General features: G+C 42.5%; 23 protein-coding genes and 3 pseudogenes. 12 read left to right on the top strand and 14 right to left on the bottom strand.

The annotated features are described in order from the left end of the window. The 3 genes and pseudogenes from H6F92_RS25645 to H6F92_RS02625 all read left to right on the top strand — a co-directional run. A pseudogene (locus tag H6F92_RS25645) lies at positions 1 to 117 on the top strand (IS1 family transposase); the annotation flags it as partial. Positions 118 to 159: 42 nt separating this feature from the next. Next, a pseudogene (locus tag H6F92_RS02630) lies at positions 160 to 841 on the top strand (bluetail domain-containing putative surface protein); the annotation flags it as partial. A 260-nt stretch (positions 842 to 1,101) separates the two neighbouring features. Next, positions 1,102 to 1,425 carry a HesB/IscA family protein gene (locus H6F92_RS02625; RefSeq protein ID WP_190356689.1) on the top strand — a complete coding sequence of 108 codons (324 nt, stop codon included), beginning with the start codon at positions 1,102 to 1,104 and terminating at the stop codon, positions 1,423 to 1,425. On the opposite strand, the gene mraY is transcribed toward H6F92_RS02625, so the two are convergent. The 3 genes from mraY to mutT are packed head-to-tail and all read right to left on the bottom strand — an operon-like array spanning position 1,426 to position 3,221. Next, positions 1,426 to 2,493 carry a phospho-N-acetylmuramoyl-pentapeptide-transferase gene (gene mraY / locus H6F92_RS02620; RefSeq protein WP_190356688.1) on the bottom strand — a complete coding sequence of 356 codons (1,068 nt, stop codon included), beginning with the start codon at positions 2,491 to 2,493 and terminating at the stop codon, positions 1,426 to 1,428. It lies immediately after the preceding gene. Between the two features lie 45 nt (positions 2,494 to 2,538). Then, positions 2,539 to 2,802, bottom strand: coding sequence for a DUF3134 domain-containing protein (locus H6F92_RS02615; protein ID WP_190356687.1), 264 nt, complete (start codon positions 2,800 to 2,802; stop codon positions 2,539 to 2,541). After that, positions 2,799 to 3,221, bottom strand: a complete 423-nt coding sequence (gene mutT, locus H6F92_RS02610; protein WP_190356686.1) for an 8-oxo-dGTP diphosphatase MutT — start codon at positions 3,219 to 3,221, stop codon at positions 2,799 to 2,801. Before mutT ends, H6F92_RS02615 begins: the two co-directional genes overlap by 4 nt. Before the next feature lie 103 nt (positions 3,222 to 3,324). Between mutT and H6F92_RS02605 the strand changes: the two genes are divergently transcribed. Next, positions 3,325 to 3,648 carry a 30S ribosomal protein PSRP-3 gene (locus tag H6F92_RS02605; protein ID WP_190356685.1) on the top strand — a complete coding sequence of 108 codons (324 nt, stop codon included), beginning with the start codon at positions 3,325 to 3,327 and terminating at the stop codon, positions 3,646 to 3,648. A 349-nt stretch (positions 3,649 to 3,997) separates the two neighbouring features. On the opposite strand, the gene atpC is transcribed toward H6F92_RS02605, so the two are convergent. The 4 genes from atpC to H6F92_RS02585 form a co-directional block, all read right to left on the bottom strand. Next, positions 3,998 to 4,414, bottom strand: coding sequence for an ATP synthase F1 subunit epsilon (atpC, locus tag H6F92_RS02600; protein ID WP_190356684.1), 417 nt, complete (start codon positions 4,412 to 4,414; stop codon positions 3,998 to 4,000). Positions 4,415 to 4,488: 74 nt separating this feature from the next. Continuing rightward, positions 4,489 to 5,937, bottom strand: a complete 1,449-nt coding sequence (atpD, locus tag H6F92_RS02595) for a F0F1 ATP synthase subunit beta (RefSeq protein ID WP_190356683.1) — start codon at positions 5,935 to 5,937, stop codon at positions 4,489 to 4,491. A 525-nt stretch (positions 5,938 to 6,462) separates the two neighbouring features. After that, entirely contained in the window at positions 6,463 to 6,891 is a 429-nt protein-coding gene (locus H6F92_RS02590; RefSeq protein ID WP_190356682.1) for an Imm30 family immunity protein, read from the bottom strand. Next, on the bottom strand, positions 6,888 to 7,178 hold the full coding sequence (locus H6F92_RS02585) for a hypothetical protein (RefSeq protein WP_002737970.1): 291 nt from the start codon (positions 7,176 to 7,178) through the stop codon (positions 6,888 to 6,890). Before H6F92_RS02585 ends, H6F92_RS02590 begins: the two co-directional genes overlap by 4 nt. Before the next feature lie 792 nt (positions 7,179 to 7,970). On the opposite strand from H6F92_RS02585, the gene H6F92_RS02580 reads away from it, so the two are divergent. After that, positions 7,971 to 8,111, top strand: coding sequence for a hypothetical protein (locus H6F92_RS02580; protein WP_002786556.1), 141 nt, complete (start codon positions 7,971 to 7,973; stop codon positions 8,109 to 8,111). A gap of 55 nt (positions 8,112 to 8,166) precedes the next feature. Here H6F92_RS02580 and H6F92_RS02575 read toward each other — a convergent pair whose 3' ends face one another. Together H6F92_RS02575 and H6F92_RS02570 are read right to left on the bottom strand one after the other, a co-directional pair. Continuing rightward, a complete protein-coding gene (locus H6F92_RS02575; protein WP_190356681.1) occupies positions 8,167 to 10,554 on the bottom strand; it encodes an ATP-dependent Clp protease ATP-binding subunit in 2,388 nt (795 codons plus the stop codon). Between the two features lie 190 nt (positions 10,555 to 10,744). Then, positions 10,745 to 10,858: an element excision factor XisH family protein gene (locus H6F92_RS02570; RefSeq protein WP_190356680.1), complete on the bottom strand. Its 114-nt coding sequence runs from the start codon at positions 10,856 to 10,858 to the stop codon at positions 10,745 to 10,747. A gap of 494 nt (positions 10,859 to 11,352) precedes the next feature. Here H6F92_RS02570 and H6F92_RS02565 point away from each other — a divergent pair, with 494 nt between their 5' ends. Continuing rightward, entirely contained in the window at positions 11,353 to 11,964 is a 612-nt protein-coding gene (locus H6F92_RS02565) for a DUF3318 domain-containing protein (protein WP_110580559.1), read from the top strand. A gap of 108 nt (positions 11,965 to 12,072) precedes the next feature. Further along, on the top strand, positions 12,073 to 14,178 hold the full coding sequence (gene recQ, locus H6F92_RS02560; RefSeq protein WP_190356679.1) for a DNA helicase RecQ: 2,106 nt from the start codon (positions 12,073 to 12,075) through the stop codon (positions 14,176 to 14,178). A gap of 233 nt (positions 14,179 to 14,411) precedes the next feature. On the opposite strand, the gene H6F92_RS02555 is transcribed toward recQ, so the two are convergent. Together H6F92_RS02555 and lnt are read right to left on the bottom strand one after the other, a co-directional pair. Beyond that, positions 14,412 to 14,654, bottom strand: a complete 243-nt coding sequence (locus H6F92_RS02555) for a hypothetical protein (RefSeq protein ID WP_002740130.1) — start codon at positions 14,652 to 14,654, stop codon at positions 14,412 to 14,414. Positions 14,655 to 14,714: 60 nt separating this feature from the next. After that, complete coding sequence (gene lnt, locus H6F92_RS02550; protein WP_190356678.1) at positions 14,715 to 16,241, bottom strand: apolipoprotein N-acyltransferase; 1,527 nt, start codon at positions 16,239 to 16,241, stop codon at positions 14,715 to 14,717. Between the two features lie 239 nt (positions 16,242 to 16,480). On the opposite strand from lnt, the gene H6F92_RS02545 reads away from it, so the two are divergent. Then, positions 16,481 to 17,239, top strand: a complete 759-nt coding sequence (locus H6F92_RS02545; RefSeq protein ID WP_190356690.1) for a GAF domain-containing protein — start codon at positions 16,481 to 16,483, stop codon at positions 17,237 to 17,239. A gap of 81 nt (positions 17,240 to 17,320) precedes the next feature. Here H6F92_RS02545 and H6F92_RS02540 read toward each other — a convergent pair whose 3' ends face one another. Further along, positions 17,321 to 17,707, bottom strand: coding sequence for a hypothetical protein (locus H6F92_RS02540; protein ID WP_002739650.1), 387 nt, complete (start codon positions 17,705 to 17,707; stop codon positions 17,321 to 17,323). Between the two features lie 79 nt (positions 17,708 to 17,786). Between H6F92_RS02540 and hpsP the strand changes: the two genes are divergently transcribed. From hpsP to H6F92_RS02520, 4 genes are all read left to right on the top strand, one after another. Beyond that, positions 17,787 to 18,998 carry a hormogonium polysaccharide biosynthesis glycosyltransferase HpsP gene (hpsP, locus tag H6F92_RS02535; RefSeq protein WP_190356677.1) on the top strand — a complete coding sequence of 404 codons (1,212 nt, stop codon included), beginning with the start codon at positions 17,787 to 17,789 and terminating at the stop codon, positions 18,996 to 18,998. A 511-nt stretch (positions 18,999 to 19,509) separates the two neighbouring features. Beyond that, positions 19,510 to 20,076 (top strand): glyoxalase-like domain protein, encoded by a 567-nt coding sequence (locus tag H6F92_RS02530; protein WP_036402782.1) that lies wholly within the window; start codon positions 19,510 to 19,512, stop codon positions 20,074 to 20,076. Positions 20,077 to 20,124: 48 nt separating this feature from the next. Next, positions 20,125 to 20,466, top strand: coding sequence for a hypothetical protein (locus tag H6F92_RS02525; RefSeq protein ID WP_190356676.1), 342 nt, complete (start codon positions 20,125 to 20,127; stop codon positions 20,464 to 20,466). 28 nt (positions 20,467 to 20,494) lie between these two features. Beyond that, positions 20,495 to 21,829 carry a flotillin family protein gene (locus H6F92_RS02520; protein ID WP_190356675.1) on the top strand — a complete coding sequence of 445 codons (1,335 nt, stop codon included), beginning with the start codon at positions 20,495 to 20,497 and terminating at the stop codon, positions 21,827 to 21,829. A 112-nt stretch (positions 21,830 to 21,941) separates the two neighbouring features. Here H6F92_RS02520 and H6F92_RS02515 read toward each other — a convergent pair whose 3' ends face one another. Further along, a complete protein-coding gene (locus H6F92_RS02515) occupies positions 21,942 to 22,127 on the bottom strand; it encodes a hypothetical protein (RefSeq protein ID WP_190356674.1) in 186 nt (61 codons plus the stop codon). 988 nt (positions 22,128 to 23,115) lie between these two features. Next, positions 23,116 to 23,229: pseudogene (locus H6F92_RS02510) on the bottom strand (IS5/IS1182 family transposase); the annotation flags it as partial.

The raw sequence follows: 23,229 nt of genomic DNA, 5'->3' as shown, positions 1-23,229 counted from the left end.
AAATAATACCTTTCGACAAAGGATTTCTCGGCTGGTGAGAGAGAGTCTATCTTTCTCTAAAAAAATGGAGAATCACGTTGGGGAACCCTTTGGTATTTTATCCATGACTACAATGCACAGCAAAGCAAAGGATTAAGCCGCCATCACTACTACCGAATCACCACCCAAAGCGCAATTACTCGCACCTTACCCAACAATGTCGAAAACCTCAGACTAATTGGCACTAATAATATTAATGGTACAGGTAACGCTGGTAACAATAATATCACTGGAAATAATGGTATTAATCAAATCAATGGAGGTGCGGGAATTGATACTTTAACCGGTGGTTTAGGTGCAGATATCTTCATCTTTCAATTTGGTCAATCTACCATATCAACAAGCGATCATATCACAGATTTTGCCATCAGTAGTGATAAAATTGACTTATTAACTCAAGCTGGAAATGCCACGAGTGCGCCTAGCAATTTCAGTCGCGCTGCTAATAGCACTGTTACCACTTTACAGAATTTAATCAATCAAGTATTTACTGATGCTAATGGAGCGATTACCGGTAATCAAGGATTAGGGACTTGCGCTTTGATAATGTACCATCTGGCTGGTCTGGTTCTTCTACAGAGCGATTTTCTGGCTGGGATATTATTCCTACGCAAGTCCCTTAGGGGTTAATAGTGCCGCCTTAGTGCAGGTAACAACCGGTGCAATAGCTGGAACTTACCTCGTTATTAATGATAGCACGGCTGGTTTCCAATCCAGCAATGATTTATTAATAAATATCACTGGATTTACTGGGACTTTACCAGCTTTAGAGAGCATTCCAGTGGGTAATTTCTTTGTTTAAGTGTCTAAGTCACCTAGAAAACGGGTTTCTTCGAGAAACTATTTAGAAACCCGTTTTCTTTGAGAAACCCGTTTTCTGCAAACGCCTATTTAGAAAACGGGTTTCTTCGAGAAACTATTTAGAAACCCGTTTTCTGTGTTAAAAATTGTCAGCTGCTCCCGCCATCCATTAGTCACATATTTCTTAACATAAAGTTGGACAACAACTATGGTATAACTTCACAAGAACTTGATATTATTGTTACAATAGTCCCAAAAACAATGATCGAATTAAGTCCCGCCGCCGCTAGAGAAATTGAACGTTGGAGTCAAAGCCGTCGCCTGAGTGGTTCCTATCTGCGTTTGGCCGTAAAAAACGGCGGTTGTTCGGGACTTCACTACCATCTCGAATTAACCGATATTGCGGCAGAAAACGATCGCTTTTATCAAAGTCAGGGTATTAATATTTTAGTCGATCTTGACAGCGATCGCTACCTACAAATTTTAAAATTAGACTATTCAGAAGATCTGATGGGTGGGGGTTTCCGTTTTACCAATGCCAACGCCCAAAATACCTGCGGTTGTGGTCTTTCCTTTAGTGCTTAATTAACTACTCCAAATAGCCAAGACAACTAAAAGCGCATTAACCAGATAAAATGCGCCCACAATCTTGGTTTCCGTCCAACCACTTAATTCTAAATGATGATGAAAAGGAGCCATTTTTAACAATCTTTTGCCCTTGCCATCGGGTCCTTTTGTCGCTTTATAATAGATAACCTGAGCGATTACCGAAAGAGATTCCAGAAAGAAGAGACCACTAATTAAAAATAATCCCCAGAGATGTCCAGTAATTAAACCCACCGCAGCTAAAGCGCCTCCCAAAGCGAGGGAACCCGTATCACCCATAAACACCTTAGCGGGGTTGCGGTTATGAAAAATGAAGCCTAGACAAGCACCACTAAAACAAGTGCAGAAAATCGCTAAATCGGGATGACTAGGAGCGATAATAATACCTAAACCCAAAAAAGCGATCGCAGCTGTTCCCCCTGCTAATCCATCCACCCCATCGGTGAGATTAGTGGCGTTACTTTCAGCCACAAGGACAAATCCCGCCAAAATCCAGAAGAAAAAGCCCAAAGGAATCACTAATCGACCCCAAAGGCTGATATCGGTACTCACCTGATTGACCAACATCCAGAGGCAAAAAAAGGCCGCCCCCGCTATCTGTAAAATTAACTTCATCCGGGGAGATAGACCCTTATTCGACTTATAACGCAGAATTTGCCAATCATCTAACCAACCGATACCCATGTAAGCAAAAGTCAGCAAAGCAACCGCCACCACATTAGGAGTGAATTTAGACCAGATTAAAGCGAAAATAAGGGCTACTGGCACAAAAAAGCTGCCTCCCATCGTTGGGGTTCCTGCTTTCTTTAAATGGGCTTGGGGTCCATCTTCGCGCATAATCTGACCCATTTTCAAGCGTCGCAGCACTGGTACTACTTGACAACCAAGACCACCACTGATTAATGTCGTGGCCATCAGGGGGAGTAACAGGGAATTAGTGGACTGAAAAAAAACTACTAACAGAAATAGTAGTCCCGTTAGTAGAATCAGGAGATGGGTTCCAGTGGGTTTTTTAAAGATAGGGGCGGAAAAAATGTTAGCGTTCACGACTAAAGCGTCAGATAAAGGTAAAATTTGCCAAAGAAGACGGGATTAATCTTCATCTAAGACTAATTCCTCCTCGTCGTCATCATAACCGATATCATCGACATCCATGAGTTCAGATAGTTCCACATCTTCTTCGAGAGTCAGATCCGGTTCCGCAACTTTATCCCGGGGAATCATGCGATTATTTTTTTCTAACCACTCAACAATGGAAGCGTCTTTTTTTAGGGGAATAACCGCGGCCGGTTCGTAGCGGGGTTCTTGACGAATAGAAGGATTAAGCATAATCACTCGACGATTAACAGCAATCATTTCGAGTTTACCATGTCTTTTAAGGCTCTGATAATCTCTTGATTGGCCGCGGGGAAAGTGTAATGATCTAGTTCCTGGATAGTTACCCAGCGGATTTCTTCACATTCGATCGCTCTCGCTTGGCCGCTGAGATAACGACAGTTATATACTTGTAGATTCACCCGAAAATGACTATAGGTGTGATCGATAGTGATTAAATGACTATCCACTGCGATTTCAATGCCAATTTCTTCTAATATCTCCCGTTTAATACATTCTTGTACCGTTTCATTGCCTTCGATTTTGCCGCCGGGGAATTCCCAAAAACCGCCCAGGAGTCCCTTGGCCAGACGGCGATCGATTAAAATTAAATCTCGATCATCTCTAATTACGGCCACACCGATTTTTTTAGAAGCTAAAGAGTCTGTTTCGGGAATCATAGTGGTTATTGGCGAAAAAACAGCAAAAAATAGTTAAAAATTGACTGCGGAAAATTGAGTCAAAAGATGATATAATCGAGAATTGTACGATTAACGATTAACAATGACAGTCAGTTCCGAATCAAAGTTTATTTTAAAAGTATTGTGGTTAGATCAGAACGTAGCGATCGCTGTGGATCAGGTGGTCGGCAAAGGAACTAGCCCCCTCACCGCTTATTTTTTCTGGCCGCGCAATGATGCTTGGCAACAACTGCAAGAGGAGTTAGAAGCAAAACACTGGATTGATGAGTCCGATCGCGTTGATGTTCTCAACAAAGCCACAGAAGTGATTAATTTTTGGCAAGAGTTACGCAATCAAGGCCGACAAATCGCCATGGCCGATGCACAGTTAAAATTCCCCGAAGTTGTTTTTAGTGGTAGCAATTAATTTATAGCAGTTATCTTAATGGGGAGCGACAAAATCTCCAGTTTTAGGCAACGGAAAACAGGAAACTTTTTCAGTGATCGCCGAGCAGGAGGAGAACAGCAACTTCTTAATAAGTAGGGAGGCACAATTATTTGTAGGATGGGTTAGCGGTAGCGTAACCCATGCGGGCGTTGGGTTTCATGCTTCAACCCAACCTACGTTCTGAAACCTCAAATCTGATAACTGATCACTGATAACTGATCACTGATCACTGATCACTGATAACTGATAACTGATAACTGAAAAAGAATCGGGTAGGTTTATATAAACCCGCCCGATTTTGCTTTAATTTAATTTGATTTGGTTGGGTTTAAACCGATACTAAACCGCCGGCGGCCTGGTATCTAGCGCGAGCTTTGCGCCATGCTTGTTGCGCTTGGATAGTTTTGCGACGGTCATCCCCTTTACTGACTTCATCGAGACGAGTTTGGGACTGTTCGTATTCGGTGCGAGCTTTTTCCTTATCGATTTTTGAGCCTAATTCCGCCCCATTAACGAGGACTTTGATCTCATTATTTTCGACTTCGGCAAAACCGCCCAAAACTGCGATATTTTCCCAGTCTTTCCCTGGTCGAATTCGCATTACGCCAATATTCAGGGCAGTTAATAAAGGAGCGTGACCGCTAAGAATACCTAATTGTCCCGTGGAACTGGGTAGGATTACTTCTTCGGCCACGTTATCCCAGACAATGCGATCGGGTGTAATAACCCGTACTGTAATGCTCATTGGTGATAATAACGATAATTTTGGCAGATTTCTGGGTTTAGTAACCGCGTTTAGCGGTTACTACTGACTTTTAATTAGCCTTTTTTGAGTTTTGCGCCTTTAGCGATCGCTTCATCGATATTGCCGACCATATAGAACGCTTGTTCGGGTAAGCTATCGAGTTCACCTTTGAGGATCATCTGGAAGCCTTTGATCGTATCAGCGAGGGTAACGTATTTACCCGGAGAACCGGTGAACACTTCCGCCACGAAGAAAGGTTGCGAGAGGAAACGCTCAATTTTGCGAGCGCGGTCAACGGTGAGACGATCTTCTTCCGATAATTCGTCTAAACCGAGAATAGCGATGATGTCCTGTAACTCCTTATAGCGTTGCAGGGTAGATTGAACAGCGCGAGCGGTGCCGTAGTGTTCATCACCGACGATATCAGCTTGGAGCATAGTGCTGGTGGAACCGAGGGGATCTACCGCCGGATAGATACCTTTGGAAGCCAGACCACGGGATAGTACAGTAGTTCCGTCCAAGTGAGCGAAGGTAGTAGCGGGAGCGGGGTCAGTCAAGTCATCCGCAGGTACATAGACCGCTTGGATGGAAGTGATCGATCCTTCTTTGGTGGAGGTAATCCGCTCTTGCAGGTCGCCTACGTCAGTACCGAGGGTGGGTTGGTATCCTACCGCAGAAGGCATCCGACCGAGGAGCGCCGATACTTCCGAACCAGCTTGCACGAAACGGAAGATATTATCAATAAATAAGAGAACGTCTTGCTTGTTGACATCGCGGAAATATTCGGCCATGGTCAAAGCAGAGAGACCGACGCGCATTCTCGCTCCGGGGGGTTCGTTCATCTGACCGTAAACGAGGGCGATTTTCGAGTCTTCGGGGTTATCAGCGTTGATTACCTTCGATTCGATCATCTCGTTGTAGAGGTCGTTTCCTTCGCGGGTTCTTTCACCCACACCGCCAAAAACCGAGACACCCCCGTGTTGAATGGCGATATTGTTGATTAATTCCATCATAATGACGGTTTTGCCCACACCAGCACCCCCAAAGAGGCCGATTTTGCCACCTTGACGGTAGGGGGTGAGCAAGTCAATTACCTTGATACCGGTTTCAAAAACCGTCGGTGTTACTTCAAGATCGACTAATTTGGGAGCGGGACGGTGAATAGGAGAGGTTTCGGTGACGTTAACCGGTCCTTTTTCGTCCACGGGTTCACCAAGAACGTTAAAAATCCGACCGAGGGTGCATTTACCCACGGGAACGCTAATCGCTGCGCCGGTATCCACGATATCCATACCGCGCACTAAACCATCGGTGGTACTCATGGCAACGGCCCGCACTTGGTTATCACCGAGTAACTGTTGCACTTCACAAGTAACCGATAGATTTTGACCGGCGGAGTTAGTTCCTTTTACGGTTAAGGCATTATAAATACGGGGCAGGTTGCCACTGGGAAATTCGGCATCGATGACAGGACCGATGATCTGGACGATTTTACCAACGTTAGTTTCTGTTGTCGCTACCATTGTTTATGTCTGCTCTGGGTTTTAGCTGATAACTCCCACAAGGGGAAAGTCTTAATTTTTTGTAAAATTAGCCAATACTCAGCTTATCACGCTAGGGGATCAGATCAGTTATTTTCGCTATCAGCCCTCAGCAGTCGGTCGTCACGAGACTCGGAGACAGGAGATTATTTTATTTGTTCCCCCCACTTCCCGCTTCCCACTCCCCGCTTCCCGCTCCCTGCTTGACAAACACAGGGGTTTGCCTTTAATTGAACGTTACCTCATGTCTCAAGGAGAAGATGGCCACAGTGTCGAGGGTTTAATTGCTCAAGATATTAGGTTGGGATTTTTAAGGGGAAACTCTCTTTTAAAATTGGCGTTTACTTTTGATTTTATTACTCAATCCAAGCTTTTGGGGGGTTGGGGGAAGTCGCTGAGTCTCAAATTAAATTAATTAAGCTTGAACAAATGCCAGAAAAAGCGACATTTTTTAAGGGATTACAGATACCAAAATACCATTTTAATTTCTATAAGTCATACAAAAATTTAGGTTAAGATGACCTCCGAGGATGAATTAATCTGATTTTTGACGCTTTCTAGTAAAAGTTGATACAAAAAATGAGGTGTTTTTTGATTGGCTAATTCCAGACTATTCTGATAAATTTTAACAGCAGATTCATCATTAATGATTCGATAGTGAATGATTTTTGTCCATTCTGGTGCAGTTATCATTAATTGAGGAATCACTTCAATAAAAGCCTGTATTTGTTGTTGGGGTTCAAAATCTTCTAAAAAATGCAATAAACTAAACATAATTTCAGGATGTTCACAGTTATCATCTAGGATAAGATGTAAGTCTTTTAAATCTTTATCATCAGGATATTTGGCAAGTTTTTCTAATGTTTCCTCAAATAAGTTAATTTCTTGGGGTGTTTTCATTAAGCGATTCTCTTGTAGGATTTTTATTAAATTCATGGGGTTGTTGCTCCTTGATCAAAAAAGGTTGACCAAGTAGTTTTATTAAGTTGAATGAGTTCTTGTAATCCCTTTCTAATATCTGCATTATATAATCCTTGACCTAGATAAATTGAGCGAATATCCCAAACTTCTTGTGCTAAGGTTTGTCGAGGGGAAAGAGTTAAGTCTGGACTTTTACCATAAGATAAGGTTTGACGATGACGACCTCCTTTTCCGGGGGATAAGTGTTCCATCATGATAGCAATTCCTTGATTAGTTGTGTAACCTTTGATTTTCGCTTTCATATACGCATTGGATGGTAGATGATGAGGGGTTAAGTTATCTCCTCTACGACCTAATTTTAACAAGTCGCCGTATGTCCCGACTTTTCCTTCTCCTGTCAGTAGTTTAAATTGAGTGATGTTGTCTCCTTATGATTATTTTAGGCCATAGGTTGATCATAGGTGAATAAAAATCTTATCACTCTTCTATCTCGGAAAATCCCTGTCAACACATAAGTGCTGAAACTCCTATTTTATAAGCGAGCGCTCGCCTATTTTCTAACAACAACTCGAAAATTTAGTTTCTGTTAGTTATTGATCACCCGAAAGCTTGCCCCGAAAGAAAGCTAGAATTTAGACACGATCAGAGCTTTTTCCTGATAATTAAGCTTTAATGACCCATTTTCCTCTTTTCCCCCTGCTCCCCTCTTCCCAACCCAAAAAAGTAAGGCAGGCCTTAGCCTACCTTAAAACAAAGCGAGGTTGATCAACTTTGGGGATGCCGATGCAGTGCATGGAATTGGACTGGTACCATATATTGGCGATTATAACAAGGGTTTTGCTGGTTGCACAGATTCAAATAAAAAATAATTTAAAGCTTGACCATAGATTTTAGTCTATATACTGAAACACAAGAACTATCTCCTGTCAAATTTTCAAGGGACAGCTTTACTGAGACGCACTCCCTTCCCTCAACCGTCCGGGAGAATTGTGCTGTAAGATATCTTCAGTTTCAATTGTTTAGGCTCGCAATCGTAGATGAGAATAAATTTCGGTAGCTTTTGCGGCAATCTCAGGAAATTATCGGTTAATTATATGAATTCTGCTAAAATTATCGCCATTATCACGGGAGCGATTTCGATTTTAATCGCCGTTGCCTATTTAATCCTAGTTCAGATTCTGGACTTTCGCACCGAGATGATTCCCGCTCCCCTAGAAGTTATTTTTCCAGGATGATAAAAATTGGGGTTGAAAAATTTTCAACCCCGAAAAAAAGCAATTTTTGAGCGGATTAACCCACCGATTGTAACTGTAATTGCGAGAGAATATCGCTCTGCTCAGAGCGCTGATGACTAGAGACTGTCACCACAGCTTCAGCAGTTACATCTAATAGCGCATGGTCTCCAGAATTGACTTTTCCCGATAACATCGCCTCGGCTAAACTATCCTCTAAGCGTCGAGTTAAAGCACGACGTAAAGGCCGCGCACCGTAGCTAGGATCATAACCCTCATTGATGACCAAATCCTTAAAAGCGGCGGTAACTTGCACAGAAATGCCTTTTTCTGTCAATTGTTTGGCTATATCTGCGATCAGAATATCGGCAATCTGGGTAACTTCTTCGCGAGTTAACTGTCGGAAAACAATGATTTCATCGAGACGGTTGAGAAATTCGGGACGGAAATATTGTTTTAACTCGTCTGTCACCCGATTAGAAATCTGTTGGTAACGCGATTGAGCAAAATCGTCAGCCATCTCAAATCCTAAGCTATTACCGCCCTTTTCGATGACTTTTGAGCCAATATTCGAGGTCATGATAATTAGGGTATTCTTAAAGTCCACCCGACGACCTTGGGAATCGGTCAAACGACCATCTTCTAACAGTTGCAGGAGAAGATTAAAAACATCGGGATGTGCTTTCTCGATTTCGTCAAACAAAACCACTCTATAGGGTTGACGACGCACTGCTTCCGTTAACTGACCGCCTTCATTGTAACCGATGTATCCGGGAGGCGCACCAATTAATTTAGAAACCGTGTGGGATTCCATAAATTCCGACATATCTAGACGAATCATACTGGATTCCGAGCCAAAGAGTAACTTAGCTAAGGCTTTCGTTAATTCAGTTTTACCCACTCCCGTGGGACCGGCAAAAATAAACGAGGCAATCGGACGGTTAGGATTCTTTAAATTTACTCGCGCTCGACGAATAGCACGAGAAACGGCATTTACTGCCTCCTGTTGACCAATAATCCGCTCGTGCAGTTGACATTCCAGATTTAAGAGCGATTCCGACTCAGTTTCAGTTAATTGGGTAACGGGAATACCAGTCCAAGCGGCGACAATTTGGGCGATTTCCTCCGCATCCACCACCGGAATTAAAGATTCGGGGTTAATTAGGGGTGATTCTTCGCTAACCTCCGCAGGACTTTTACTTTGTAGGGAATAGCGTAGATGGGTGCGGGATCCCGCTTCATCGAGAAGATCGATCGCTTTGTCCGGTAAAAAGCGATCATTGATATAGCGCGAGGATAGATGAACAGCAGCTTCGATCGCTTTTTGATCGTATTTTACCTGATGGAAATCCTCGTAGGTGGCTTTTAAACCGCGTAAAATCTCGATCGCTTGCTCTTTGGTCGGTTCTCCCACCATAACTGGCTGAAAACGTCTTTCTAGAGCCGCATCTCGCTCAATATGCTGTTTATACTCATCGAGAGTGGTTGCCCCTAAACACTGTAACTCGCCGCGAGCTAAAGCAGGTTTAAGCAGGTTAGAAGCATCCATAGCTCCCCCCATGCTACCAGCACCCACAAGAGTGTGAATTTCATCAATAAACAGGATAATACTGCCCGATTTGCGAACTTCCTCCACGATACCCTTTAAACGTTCCTCAAAATCGCCGCGAAAACGGGTTCCCGCCAGTAAAGACCCCATATCGAGGGCAATTACCTGTTTATCCTGCAAAAGTTCGGGAATATCGCCACTATGGATGCGTTGTGCTAACCCTTCAGCGATCGCTGTTTTGCCTACCCCCGGCGCACCCAGTAAAATCGGGTTACTTTTGGTACGACGGCCTAAAATTTGGACAACTCGCTCGATTTCTGGCTCTCTACCGATTACAGGGTCAATTTTGCCATTTTTGACCTCTTGGCTTAAATTGCGACCATATTGGGCTAAAATACCGCCTTGTGGAGCATTTTTCTGGTCTTCATAGTCACTGCTTGCCGTGAAGCGACCACTAGCGACTTTTTCCCCAGCATTTTTCAGTAAAAGGCCGCGAAGTTTGATCAAATCAACACCCTGCATAATTAAAATTTTAGCGGCTAGGGATTCGGGATCGGCGGTGATAGCAAGTAATAGATGTTCAGGTGCGATCGCCTGTTCCCCTAATTGTCGAGCTTCCTGAAATGCTTGCTCGAACATCTTTTTCGCTTTCGGGGTAAAAGGGATATTAACGGGACTGTAACCGCTGCCACGGCCGGTCATTCCTTCAATCAGGCGGCGACTTTCGTGCAGGGTGACTTTTAAATCCTTGAGAATTAAGGCTGCGGTGGCGGTGGCTTCTCCTATCAATCCTAACAGTAAATGCTCCGTACCGACGACACTGTGACCGGCACGACGGGCTTCTTCTTGGGCGAACATCACCGCTTTGATAGCTTTCTGGTTAAAGTATTCAAACATGATCGACGGCTTCCTGGCTACTGGGCTTTACTTGTTACTGTAACGTTTTCTTTACATTAGCCGGAAGGGGGATATCCGTATCAGTAGGGTGGGTTAGGGGACAGGAGTAGGGAGTAGGGGCAATTCATGAATTTATCACTCTGATAACACTAGAGGACAAAGACAACAGAAGGTGGGGAGTAGGGGCAATTCATGAATTGCCCCCACTGGCAGACGCATCGCAGGGGTCATCTTTTACATCAGCCGAACCATCTTTAATGAGGGCTATTTTGACACAATCATGATAGATGTCTTTGGCTGGCATTGTCATCTCCCCTAATCATTCTTATTTTAACGGCAATTGGGCGGTTGTGCTGCTATTCAACCGAATCCCCTTCAGCAGCTTCGATTTGCTTCACTTGTAGTAACGCACAGAAAACGGGTTTCTCCGAGAAACCCGTTTTCTGCTCATGCACTCATGCAAAAAGGGGAATAAATAATCAGTAGATCGTAGCAACTGTATCGCCAGTTCGTTCATCAGGTTCGGCTTCACCTTCCCGTTAAGGTAGTCACAAGCGGTTCGGGTTTTACTTGGAGTTGGCAAGATCCGGTCAGGACTGGTTTCATCCCCTCATTAATAATCAACACATGAGGATTTTGAGGAAGATGCAAGAATTTATGGGCGATTTTGGGAGCATCGAACCCCTCAAAGCCGAACAGTAGGGACTTACGCGGTTTCGTTGAGAAAATTGTCGGAAAAGAGATATTAACTCAGAAAGCGATTATACTCAATGATCGAAGACTATTGGCCGGCGATCGATGAACCAAGACAACGAGATTAGTCATTTACTAGACCTCATGCCTGCTTCGGGACGGATGATGACGCGCATTGTCAGCAAACCTGAAAGCAGCAAGGTAATCGAAACTAATTTTCCCCTACCCTGGCAAAGAGGAGTCAGACCGATTTCAATTAATTTTGACCTCTGGCGGCAATTATCAAGATCCCAACGGGATTTGGTCTTGTTAAGGGCTGTCTGTGTTTTAACGGCAGTAAAATGGTTTAAACCCGATCTCGATCGAGTAATTGCTCTGGCTGGTATCATCGGTTTAACCGTGGAAACCCTACAAACCGATGCCGTCGGTATGGCAGTGGCGGGGGGTTTAACTGCCTTGGCAATTAACCGGATTTGGCGAGAAAAACGCAGCCCCCAACGGGAATTAGACGCGGATGAAGCAGCCATAAAAGTGGCCGTTAGACGCGGTTACACGGAAACCGAGGCCGCTAAAAGTTTATTATCGGCTATTGAGACTATAACTGAAATTGAAGGGCGATCGAGTCTCAATTTTAACGAGTTATTGCGCTGTCAAAATCTGAAAAAATTAGCCAATCTCTCCTTTGTTGGTGTTCCCGATCAGGTGAGACAATCTTAAGGTCAGTTGTTTTGGCTATCAGCTTTCTTTTTACTGATTAACGATCACTGATTACTTAAATCCCTAACCCTAAAATAACTACTATAAAAATATTTTTCCTCTTGTTCAATGGCTGCAATTGACTCTTTAGAAAAAGTCTTAAAATATCACTTTGGCTACGATCAATTTCGACCGAATCAACGCCAAATAATTGAGGCTGCTTTAAATGATCAGGATTTATTAGTAATTATGCCCACTGGAGGCGGTAAATCTCTCTGTTTTCAGCTACCTGCTTTAATCAAAAAAGGGGTGACGGTGGTGGTTTCTCCCCTAATTGCTTTAATGCAGGATCAAGTAACTGCTTTAGCTGATAATGGCATCGGGGCAACATTTCTCAATAGCACTTTAAATGCTAAACAAGTCAGAGACAGAGAATCTTTAATCCTGCAAGGAAAAATTAAACTTTTATATGTCGCCCCAGAAAGATTATTATCGCCTAGTTTTTTAGACTTTTTAGCTGTTATTGATAATTACCTCGGTTTAGCCTGTTTAGCGGTGGATGAAGCTCACTGTGTCTCCGATTGGGGTCATGATTTTCGCCCTGAATATCGACAAATTAAACAAGTCCGTCAACGCTTTCCCTCCGTGCCAATTCTGGCTTTAACTGCCACCGCCACTCAACAGGTTAGGGAAGATATTATACAACAATTAGGATTGCGAGATACTTCCATTCATATTGCTAGTTTTAATCGTCCTAATCTTTATTATGAAGTTCAACCTAAAACCAGTAAATCTTACCAGCAATTGTATCAATATATTAAAGGACAAAAAGGGTCTGGCATTGTTTATTGTATCAGCCGCAAAACCGTCGATCAAGTTGCCGAACAGTTACAAAAAGATGGTATTGATGCCCTACCCTATCACGCAGGTATGAACGATCAGGAAAGAAGCGAAAATCAAACCCGTTTTATTCGGGATGATGTGCAGATTATGGTGGCGACAATTGCCTTCGGTATGGGAATTAATAAACCGGATGTGCGCTTTGTCGTTCATTACGATTTACCCCGCAATTTAGAGGGATATTATCAAGAATCTGGCCGCGCCGGTAGGGACGGAGAACCAGCTAAATGTACCCTCTTTTTTAGCTTTGCCGATGCCAGAAAAATTGAGTATTTTATTAACCAAAAAACCGAGCAAAATGAACAACAGAAAGCTCGTCAACAATTGCGACAGGTGTTAGATTATGCTGAAGGGACTGAATGCAGAAGATCGAGCGTACTAGGTTACTTTGGAGAAAGTTTTGCGGGTAACTGTGGTAACTGTGATAACTGTCGGAATGGGAACAATTCTGAGGATTGGACAATCGAGGCACAAAAATTTTTATCCTGTGTAGCGCGGACGGGACAAAAATTCGGTATGATGCACATAATCAACGTACTCAGGGGAGGAAAAGGTGAAAGAATCACCCAATATCAACATCATTTGTTATCCACTTATGGCATCGGTAAAGATAAAACTGTGCAGGAGTGGAAACGTTTAAGTCGTTCCCTTGTCCAGCAAAATCTACTGGTAGAAACAGAAGACAATTTTAGAATCTTGAAACTTAATCAACACAGTTGGGAAGTGATGCGGAAACAACGTTCCGTGTTTATTGCCGTCCCCCAAAAAGCTAACGGTCCAATCTTGGGAGACGACAATCCCAATACGATGGAAAGTGATTTATTATTTGATCGCTTGCGACAATTGCGGAAGAAAATTGCCGATAGTCAAGGGATTCCTCCCTACGTTATTTTCCATGATTCTAGTCTGCGTTTGATGGCCCAATCAAAACCCCGGAGTTTAGAGCAGTTTCGTCAAATTTCTGGAGTAGTACACAGCAAAGTCCAACAGTATGGGGATATATTTATAGCGGCAATTAATGATTTTTGTCAGGATAGTCTTCCCTCTACTCAATTCCTGACTCTCCAATACTATCAAGATGGTTTGAATGCGGAAGAAATCGCTCGCAAAAGAAGCTTAAAAGTCTCAACAATCTATGAACATTTAGCTAAATTGCTGGAAGCTGGTTACGAAATTGATATTAATCAGTTAGTTTCTAAGAATAAACAGGAATATATTCGTTTAGCGATTAAAAAAGTTGGCGTTCAATCCCTGAAAACTCTCAAAGAAAATCTGGGAGATAATTATAGTTATGAGGAAATTAAATTAGTTGTTGCTTGGCAAAGACGACTTTAAAAGCTATAGGAGAGGAGGAATTATAAATTATGAATTATGAAGTGGGGAGATGGGGAGTTTTTTCAGTAAACAGTAAACAGTGAACAGTGAACTGATAACTGATCAGTGATCACTGATCACTGATCACTGATCACTGATAACTGAAAACTGAAAACTGAAAACTGATAACTGATAACTGATAACTGATAACTGATAACTGATAACTGATAACTGATAACTGAATTAAGCAAACCCTATTTAGGGGATAAGCGTTCTTGAATTTTATTAATTGCCCAGCTTAAAATCGCCCCCGCAATTAAAATACTAATAGCAGGATTGAATAGGGGCAGCCAAAGACGCTGAAAAAGTTTAAATCCTAGAGGAATTCCCGTGGATTCACCAATAACAGCCACGGCAAACCAGAGAAAACCCGCTATCACTAAAAACACATCAAATATTAAGATTCTATTCAACCACTTGACAAATTGCTCTTTCATTGCAGCAAAAACTTAGGTTATTTATACAGTTTATTCACGAAAAAGTATAGCACTTTCACCTTAATCCCAAGCTCTCCAGAGCCAAGCTAGTCCGGCAGTAATAATTAAAACTTTAGTTAACCAATCTCCCCAGCGCACATATAAAGTCCTCGTATCCCGTCGATAAATTGTTTCGCTATGGATTTGATATTTATCCAGATCCGATAGCCAAAGGTGATTACCGTGGGGATCGACAAAAGCAGAATAACCTGTATTGGTGGCCCGGGCCATCCATCGATCGGTTTCGATCGCTCGCATGGTATCCTGAGCATGGTGTTGAGCAGGCATGGCGTGGCTATAATGGGCGTTATTAGAAGCAGTAATAATAAATTCGCCTCCCCTAGCAGTTTGACGGCGAAAATGTTCGGAAAAAGCTGATTCGTAACAAATGCCCACAATGATTTTACCGAAAGGACTGTCAATAATTTGAGCGGGATCTCCCGGGATTAAGTGCGCTTGCAAGGGAGAAAGGCGATCAACAATTCCGCCCAAAATTTCCTGAAAAGGAACGTATTCGCCTAAAGGCACGAGAATTACTTTATCATACCGACTAATCACCTGTCCTTCGCCATCAATGGTAAAGAGACTATTGCTATAACCCTTGTCCATCTTGCCGAATGCACCCAACCAGATCGGCGTTTTTTTGGCTAAAATTGCCGAATAAATCGAGCTATTATTGACTAAGTTCTTCCAATAGTAGGGTAAGGCGGTTTCAGGAGTTAAGACGGCATCTACTCCTTGATCGGCGAGAATTTGATAACCAGAGGTGTAACCTTCGATCGCCTTTTGAAATCCTAGGGGCGAAAGTTTAATTGTGTTGGGAATATTGCCCTGAATTACGCCAATTTTTATCCCTAAATCCCTTGACTTTTCGATCGGTTTATGGTATGTGTTCCATCCCCAGAGATGGAGGCTTAAACAAATAAGCAGGGGTAAAGAGAGAAAAGCGAGATTTTGCCGCGATTGACGGATTAGGAGCAAGCTTTCGGCGATTAAACCGTTAATTGCCACAATTGCCGCCGTTACCGTCGTAAAACCCGATAATTTGCCCAATTGCAGAATCAATAAATTATGGGGACTTTGACTATAAGCAAGGGTAGTCCACCAGAGGGGGGATTGACTCCAGAGAGATTCTAACCCACACCAGAGGGCAGTGCCGATGAAAACCCGTAGGAGGGCATCGCTAAAAGATGACTGATTAACACTTTTGTTGACATAAAACATGACTAACGTCCAAGTTAGCACGATCGCCGTTCCCCAAAAAGTGATAAACAACCAACAAAACAGGGCAATTAACAAACTAGCTAACCAGGGGACACCCATCCACGTCATCGGGTGAATTCCCGTGATCCAGAATAAAGCGAGACCATGGTAGGCAAAACCCCAGCCAAAACCGTATAAAAGCTGTTTTTTTAAGGATTTTTCCCCTAATCTCACAATAATCCACAGGGGGACGAGAGAAATCCAAGCGAGTAACCACCAAGAAACCGGCGCTACTGTTAACCCCATCCCCACACCGGCCAAAATTGCCCAGAGAAAACGCACCATCTTTCACTCCAGTCAAGTTAAACTCGTCTGACCTACTAGATTTCAGAGTAGCTAGAGGGAAGACAAAAAACAAGAGACACACAGAAGTTTTTCAGCACATCTACAATAGATCAGTTAGCGAGTAAAAAAGCCCCTCGATCGGATGCTATGGCAAGCTATAGACTCAGACAAACAGGGAGATGGGGAATGTCACCCTCACCCTAAAAGTCTAAACTCGGACTGAATAAATGATTGAATACATGGATAATTTTAACCCCAAATTGACTACTCTGGCTCTTGTCTTGAATGTTGAGGAAAATCTCGAAGATATTTTTCGGAAAATAGCTAGTATGAGCGCTCATCAATTGCGAGCGCGGCGCTGTTCAATCCTGTTAAGCTCTCCACAGGAATTAAAGGGGGAAATTACCGATTATCTAGAAGTTTTTGCCCATTATGATGATCTATCACCTTTAGCTGATCAAGAAATAATTAAACTCGATCAAGCTATTGCCGACAGTGTAGCGGCGACAGGAAAACCTTTACTAATTAAGGATATCACTCGATCGCCATTTGCCAGTGCAGCCCCTTATTCCAAAAAATCAAATAATAATAGTTTTATAGCCGCACCGATTATCCTCAATCAGCAGGTAATCGGAGTAATTAATCTCAGTTTTCCCCTAGACAAAAAACATTTTGAACCATTAGATTTAGAAATCTTGCAGTTATTCGCTCAACAGGCAGCCCAATCCCTGCAAATTTTTCATTTGCAAGGGATATTAAAATCTCGTTTTGTGACTATGGCAGTGACTAGAGAAATAGCAGAAATTCAGTCCGAACATTCGATCGCTGTCCATCCCTATCCCCCGAAATTAGCCAAAATTGTCGCAAAGGCTTTTTTTAAAGAATTAACTCAGGCTGGTTTTGGCACCCATCAAGTTATTGAGATTGCTAATGAGGTTTTGAATTTACTGCAAAAGACTCTTAATAAACATAAAAATCGTCTGGAAGCAAAAGATTGAGCGCTAGTCAAGGGTTAAAATCGACTAACTTGCCACTCCCGTGCTGTCCTAAGAAGTAATTGAGATAGTTAACAGCTTAATTTACTGATTACCGCTGCCGTCCTGTCTTCCTAATTCATAGACACCAGAGGCAACACAAGCGAGAATACCGACACTAATCGGCCAACTTTTTCCTAAACTAATCTCGATTAACCAATCGGAGAAACCGCCGAGAATGAGAAAGGGAATAATACTAAAGATAGAGGCATAAAAAGCATTTTGGGATTCTCTAGCGACGCGAGTTTTTTCAAACTCCTCTAGGGAAGTATAGAGGAAACGCTCGGCAAAATTAAACCAGCGATAGAAAATTTCTATAAACCAATTTCGCACCCCAGCTAACCCCAAATATAATGCTAAAGACCAGAGACAGCTACCAGCAATAAAGGCCGGAGAAATATTGATAGTGAAGGGCAGAAAGTCGATTACCATAAATGAGAGCCACAGAAGTGGTAAATTTGAGCGAACGGCTCGATCGATCTTAACAAGTCTTGACCCTTGCACCAAAAAGATGAAAATTCTTCAGATTGTTCCTTCGATTTCCCTTGTTTATGGTGGCCCCAGTCAAATGGTACTCGGTTTGTCAGCAGCCTTAGCACAACTGGGCCAGGATGTGACTATTATTACCACCGATTCCAATGGTGACACGGGACAAGCACCCCTAGATGTGCCTTTAGGAGTCCCTGTTAGTCAAAATGGCTATCAAATCTATTATTTTCCCTGTTCTCCCTTTCGGCGCTATAAATTTTCCCTTGATCTGTTTACTTGGTTGGCTAATAGGGCAAAAGATTATGATATCGCCCATATTCATGCTTTATTCTCGCCAGTGAGCAGTATATCGGCTTCGATCGCTCGTTACCGTCAACTGCCCTATATTCTTCGCCCCCTAGGCACCCTCGATCCGGCAGATTTGCAAAAAAAACGGCAACTTAAACAAATATATGCCAATTTTCTGGAAAAACCCAATTTAGCGGCGGCGGCGGCAGTTCATTTTACCAGTCAGCAGGAGTGTCAAACTGCCGAAAGATTTAATATAAAAACTAAGGATATTGTCATCCCCCTAGGGGTAGATTTTTTTAACCCACAAGCTTTACCAGTAACGGGTTTTGATCTTCCCCAAAATAAACCGATCATCCTCTATATGTCCCGTCTTGATCCGAAAAAAGGTCTAGATTTACTGCTGCCCAGTTTAGAAAGGTTGTTAGAAAAAGGCCTAGATTTTCATTTTGTCTTAGCAGGAGGCAATCCCCAGGATCGGGAGTACGAAAATCGGATTAAAAATCAGATCGAGCGGTCAATCTTGGGCAAAAATACGACAATTACCGGATTTGTCACCGGAGAAGTCAAAAATAGCCTCCTCGCTAGGGCCGATTTATTTGTTTTACCTTCCTACTATGAAAATTTTGGCATCGCGGTTGCCGAAGCTATGGCTGCCGGAATTCCCGTGGTGATCTCGGATCGGGTGGATCTGCATCCTGCGGTGGCAGCGGCGGCTGCGGGATGGGTGACAGCTTGTCAGCTTGAGGATTTAACTAATACTTTGGCAACGGCTATCACTAATCCTGAAATTCGCCAACAACGGGGGAAAAATGCCAGGGATTTAGTCTTAAATCAATATAGTTGGTCAGCGATCGCTGAACAGCTGTTAACCGTCTATGAAAATCTAGTCGGCGCTATCGATCGTCCCCTACTCGATCGAAGTCACAGACGGATTAAAATTTAGGCCATCAGGATAACCAGCACTAAAAATGCCAGCAGGGTTAAACCTGATTGCAGAAAGACGGGGAGTGCAAAAGAATTCATAACAGTAGCTCACTTTTCTAGGGATGGCTCTATTTCCAATATACGCTTTCATCTCCGCTAATTCCTCATATTTCCGTCCCCAATGTCATCATCTCATCATTTAAGTAGGTAGGCGTTAAAAATTATCAGACACCACCCTTATCAAGGGGGGACTATAGGGTAGGGTTGATTCATGAATCAACCCTACTATGAATCAACCCTAGTACTAAGGGGGGATCGAACCTAAAATCCATTTTTAATTTAATTATAACCAGCTACTTATTCATCCCATAGGAGAATTTGAGGTAAATTGTACTGCATTTAAACTGGGTAGGGAGCATTTTAATACAAATGTACGGAACTTAGTCAATCCCCACCCTGTTAACTTAAGTTTCAGCGTCGTGATTATAATTAGGGAATGATAGAAATTCTTAGACAATAGGATCACATCAGTGTTGATAAATCATCTTTTCTTCGGCGCTTTCCTACCCCTTGATACTCTCCTGTCCACCCAGGGGATTATGGTTATGCTTCTGGCCGCTTATGCTTTAGCCATGTGGATGTTTCTAACTAGCGCCCCAAAAGTTCATACAATCATGGTGACAGATTTGGAGACAGCCCGACAGTTTTATGAAGGACTTTTAAATTTACCCACGGCCGATGTCCCCCTCCATTACTATTACAATTATGAGCAGACGATGGGCAATAATATGATTGACCCATTTTATATGTCTAGTAATCCGGCTGTGACTACTGCCAACCCTTCTTTGGGAGATCAACCCCAGGGTTTATGGTATCAGTTAAAGAAAAATACCCAACTGCACATCGTTGCTGGAGCAACCACAGGTTATAAGGATCGTCATCGTCATGTTTGCTTTGATCACGATTGTTTAGAACAAATTCTGATGCGGGTGGAATCACGACGCTTAAAGTATAAAGTTCGTCGCAATAAACCTTTAAATTTTTTGGTCAAAGATAATGCTGATCGCGTGATTGAAATGGCCGAAGTCTCGAATTAGTTAACGTTAATTAGATTGGGGGCAACTATAACGGTAAATAACTAAACTATGAATGCTCAACTGCTCACAATCGTTGTAATTTCTTTAGGGGTAGGTATTGGTTTGGCTATTCTACTCCTAATTTTGGTCAAGTTAAGACGCTGCAACCAACAGGTAAATAGTATTGTCGATTATCACTCTCTCATCGGTTTAATCGGAGTTGTTCAAATCCCCTTCGATAAAAATAGCAAGGGGAAAGTGCGAGTTAATGTCGGGGATAGTCTGATCGATATAGTCGCGATAACGGAAGGGGAAGAACAATTTAATATCGGTGATCAAGCATTTATCCTCAATTGCCAAGACAATAAAGTTTTAGTCATTGCGGAAAAGTATATCAGAGGCGATTTGTAATTTCTTCTAGACCACAGGGTAACTAACTATGAATAGTCAAAATAATTCCTATCTCATCCAAATCAATCCCAATCAAGACGACAACAATAATAACAACATCGCTGACAATTTATTGTTAAATAGTGTTCCCATTGCTTTATTGATATTTTTTGGGATTGGTGCGATTTGGTTTATCAATTCTTTTTTGTGTATTTGTAAACCCAATGAAGTAGTAATACTGAGTGGGATGAAACGCAAATCAAAAGATAGACAGGATGTGGGGTATCGAGTGGTATCGGGGGGTCGGGCAATTCGTATTCCAATTTTAGAAACCGTTAAACGCATGGATGTCACCACAACCCCGATCAGAATTGAGATTAAAAATGCCTATTCTAAGGGCAATATTCCCCTGAATATAGTGGCCATTGCTAACGTGAAAGTTAGTTCTAAACCTGAAATAGTCGGCAATGCGATCGAACGTTTTTTAGATCGAGATCGAGAAGAAATTATTCGCGTAGCTAAGGAAACTTTAGAAGGAAACTTGCGGGGTGTAGTCGCAACAATGACCCCCGAACAAGTGAACGAAGATCGCTTACAATTTGCCGAAAGTATTACCAGTAACGTCAGTCAAGACCTGTTTAAACTCGGTTTAGAAATTGATACTCTCAAAATTCAAAATGTTGCCGATGACGTGGATTATCTTAACTCCCTCGGACGGGAAAGAATCGCTTTAGTCATGCGTGATGCTGAAATTGCCGAATCAAATGCCCTCAATGAAGCTGAACAAATAGTCGCGGAATGTGAGGAACAGGCAACCGTGGCTAAAACCCGCGATCAAATTATCATTTTAGAGCAAGAAAACGAGTTGAGAAAGTTAAAGGCAAAACTGGAACAACAGGCCAAATCGGAAGAAGAAATAACTATTGCTGCCGCTAAGGAAAAACGTGCTATAGTTGAGGAAAAATTGCAACAGGTTAGGGCAGAATTGGAAAGATTACGTCTCCAAGCAGATAAGGTTTTACCCGCAGAAGCGCAGCAGGAAGCTGAAACTTTCCGCGCTAGAGGAGAAGCGGCAATTTTTGAAGAAAATGCCAAAGCTGAAGCCTTGGTTAACGAATTATTTGCAGAAGTCTGGCAAAACACCGGCAGCGAAGCAGAAGCAATTTTCTTGATTCAACAGTTAGAAACTATCCTAGAGGAGGCGATTAAAATCCCTAAACGCTTACACCTCGATCGAGTTAATATCGTTGATAATGGTGATGGGAAATCCCTGGCTGCCCTGATTAAAGTCTATCCCGAAATCGTCAATCAATTCCTCGCCAGTGTCCATCAAACCCTCGGTATTGATGTAGTGGGAACTCTCACCAATAAAATTGAAAAATAGCAGTCAAAAAACATACCAGGCATTGCTGAATCGAGGTATGAATGCCAACTTTAAAAATCCCAGAAAAGAGGATTTATATCTTAGATCAGCAACGCCACCAGAAACAACCTTCTTAATATGACACCCAAAAGTCTGTATAAGCTACTGCACATTGTCGGTAAACATCAGGTAGGCCTTCCCAAAGTTTCTGCGCTGACGCACGACCCCTATCTCCCACATAACAACCGACAATTTCTCTTATTTGTCTATCAATTGCTAACCAGACATAAAACTTATTATTCTTGGAGAAAATAATCATACCAGAGTTCCTCACCTTCTCTAGTTAATTTTCCTTTTGGCTTGGCGGAAACGCTTACCTGACGGGGAAACTCACTAAATTTAATATTTAGATGGTTCTGTAACCACGACCAGCTTAATCCTGTTACTCTGGCAATACCTCGTCAAGAAATTTGCTCTAACAATAGCCGATCGATTAATTGTTTTGTTTTTTCTGATACCTGATTCTGACTGAGAGCAATGACAAACTGACGACCACAATCTTTACACGGGTTTTTCGGCTTTCCATTGCTTAATAGTGTGATAAAAACCACGGCGAGGACAAGGAAGGCTAGAGTGAGTGATTAGGGGATAATATTTGTCTGTTAATTGCTGTTCTCAAGTCAATTGAGTGGCTCTCTTGGGTTTGGTGGGTAAAATGTATTCTAAGATACAGTCCTGCTGGCGAGCGAGTGGAACGAACCACAAAGACACAAAGGACACAAAGATTGAGCGCTCCTATATAAGTTAAACTGGTCGCAACGCGCTCGCTACGCGAGATCACACAAAGAATAAGAGAGCCCTTGGGTTAAGTAAAAAAAGAGGAATGCCAAAAAGGGAGTCCTGAAAATGCTGGTTTAGGGGGGTAAATTTGGCACAATTTTATATTAGTTAAGATTCTACCTTATCTTTGCTATATAAGCTTCTCAGACTACCACTACTATCGAATCACTACTCAAGGTTTTAGAGTTTTTGACAGCCATAAGCATTGATGCTCGCTCCACAAGTGAGATACTCCCCTGAAGATAGGGGTTTTGATAGAAATTATCAAGAGATAATTGCTGCCGTGTAATTGACCTTGACAAGAAATGCTATAATTTCCTAGCAAGGGGGAAAACTAATCCCTCTCGGTGTTGCCGTCGCACAATTTTGTCGGTTACTGGTTCTCGTCAGCTTGTCTGTCAAATATACCAATTCTACTTTGAATCGGTGCTGTTATGTCAAGATTCAATAGACCTCCTGCAAAAGTCCTATTCAGCTACTTGATGATAGCCTAAAGCAAGTTCATAGTTGTAAATGCCAGCGATTAAATTAAATCTCAGACCAAAACGCCGTCTCCGATTCCTATATCTTGATGATAAAAT

The organism is Microcystis wesenbergii FACHB-1317, assembly GCF_014696875.1.
GTDB classification, from domain to species: domain Bacteria; phylum Cyanobacteriota; class Cyanobacteriia; order Cyanobacteriales; family Microcystaceae; genus Microcystis; species Microcystis wesenbergii_A.
The sequence above is the reverse complement of the archived record's forward strand: the minus strand, read 5'-3'. Positions and strand labels throughout refer to the sequence as shown.

Excerpts from the sequence above, each read along its gene's own strand:
- H6F92_RS02515 (WP_190356674.1), bottom strand. The coding sequence starts at position 22,127 with ATGATTATTTTCTCCAAGAATAATAAGTTTTATGTCTGGTTAGCAATT.
- H6F92_RS02540 (WP_002739650.1), bottom strand. The coding sequence starts at position 17,707 with ATGGTAATCGACTTTCTGCCCTTCACTATCAATATTTCTCCGGCCTTT.
- H6F92_RS02615 (WP_190356687.1), bottom strand. The coding sequence starts at position 2,802 with ATGATTGCTGTTAATCGTCGAGTGATTATGCTTAATCCTTCTATTCGT.
- H6F92_RS02565 (WP_110580559.1), top strand. The coding sequence starts at position 11,353 with ATGAACCAAGACAACGAGATTAGTCATTTACTAGACCTCATGCCTGCT.
- H6F92_RS02570 (WP_190356680.1), bottom strand. The coding sequence starts at position 10,858 with ATGCCAGCCAAAGACATCTATCATGATTGTGTCAAAATAGCCCTCATT.
- H6F92_RS02625 (WP_190356689.1), top strand. The coding sequence starts at position 1,102 with ATGATCGAATTAAGTCCCGCCGCCGCTAGAGAAATTGAACGTTGGAGT.
- H6F92_RS02575 (WP_190356681.1), bottom strand. The coding sequence starts at position 10,554 with ATGTTTGAATACTTTAACCAGAAAGCTATCAAAGCGGTGATGTTCGCC.
- recQ (WP_190356679.1), top strand. The coding sequence starts at position 12,073 with ATGGCTGCAATTGACTCTTTAGAAAAAGTCTTAAAATATCACTTTGGC.
- H6F92_RS02590 (WP_190356682.1), bottom strand. The coding sequence starts at position 6,891 with ATGAATTTAATAAAAATCCTACAAGAGAATCGCTTAATGAAAACACCC.
- H6F92_RS02555 (WP_002740130.1), bottom strand. The coding sequence starts at position 14,654 with ATGAAAGAGCAATTTGTCAAGTGGTTGAATAGAATCTTAATATTTGAT.
- atpD (WP_190356683.1), bottom strand. The coding sequence starts at position 5,937 with ATGGTAGCGACAACAGAAACTAACGTTGGTAAAATCGTCCAGATCATC.
- lnt (WP_190356678.1), bottom strand. The coding sequence starts at position 16,241 with ATGGTGCGTTTTCTCTGGGCAATTTTGGCCGGTGTGGGGATGGGGTTA.
- H6F92_RS02525 (WP_190356676.1), top strand. The coding sequence starts at position 20,125 with ATGAATGCTCAACTGCTCACAATCGTTGTAATTTCTTTAGGGGTAGGT.
- H6F92_RS02520 (WP_190356675.1), top strand. The coding sequence starts at position 20,495 with ATGAATAGTCAAAATAATTCCTATCTCATCCAAATCAATCCCAATCAA.
- H6F92_RS02580 (WP_002786556.1), top strand. The coding sequence starts at position 7,971 with ATGAATTCTGCTAAAATTATCGCCATTATCACGGGAGCGATTTCGATT.
- hpsP (WP_190356677.1), top strand. The coding sequence starts at position 17,787 with ATGAAAATTCTTCAGATTGTTCCTTCGATTTCCCTTGTTTATGGTGGC.
- atpC (WP_190356684.1), bottom strand. The coding sequence starts at position 4,414 with ATGAGCATTACAGTACGGGTTATTACACCCGATCGCATTGTCTGGGAT.
- H6F92_RS02605 (WP_190356685.1), top strand. The coding sequence starts at position 3,325 with ATGACAGTCAGTTCCGAATCAAAGTTTATTTTAAAAGTATTGTGGTTA.
- H6F92_RS02585 (WP_002737970.1), bottom strand. The coding sequence starts at position 7,178 with ATGAAAGCGAAAATCAAAGGTTACACAACTAATCAAGGAATTGCTATC.
- H6F92_RS02545 (WP_190356690.1), top strand. The coding sequence starts at position 16,481 with ATGGATAATTTTAACCCCAAATTGACTACTCTGGCTCTTGTCTTGAAT.
- mutT (WP_190356686.1), bottom strand. The coding sequence starts at position 3,221 with ATGATTCCCGAAACAGACTCTTTAGCTTCTAAAAAAATCGGTGTGGCC.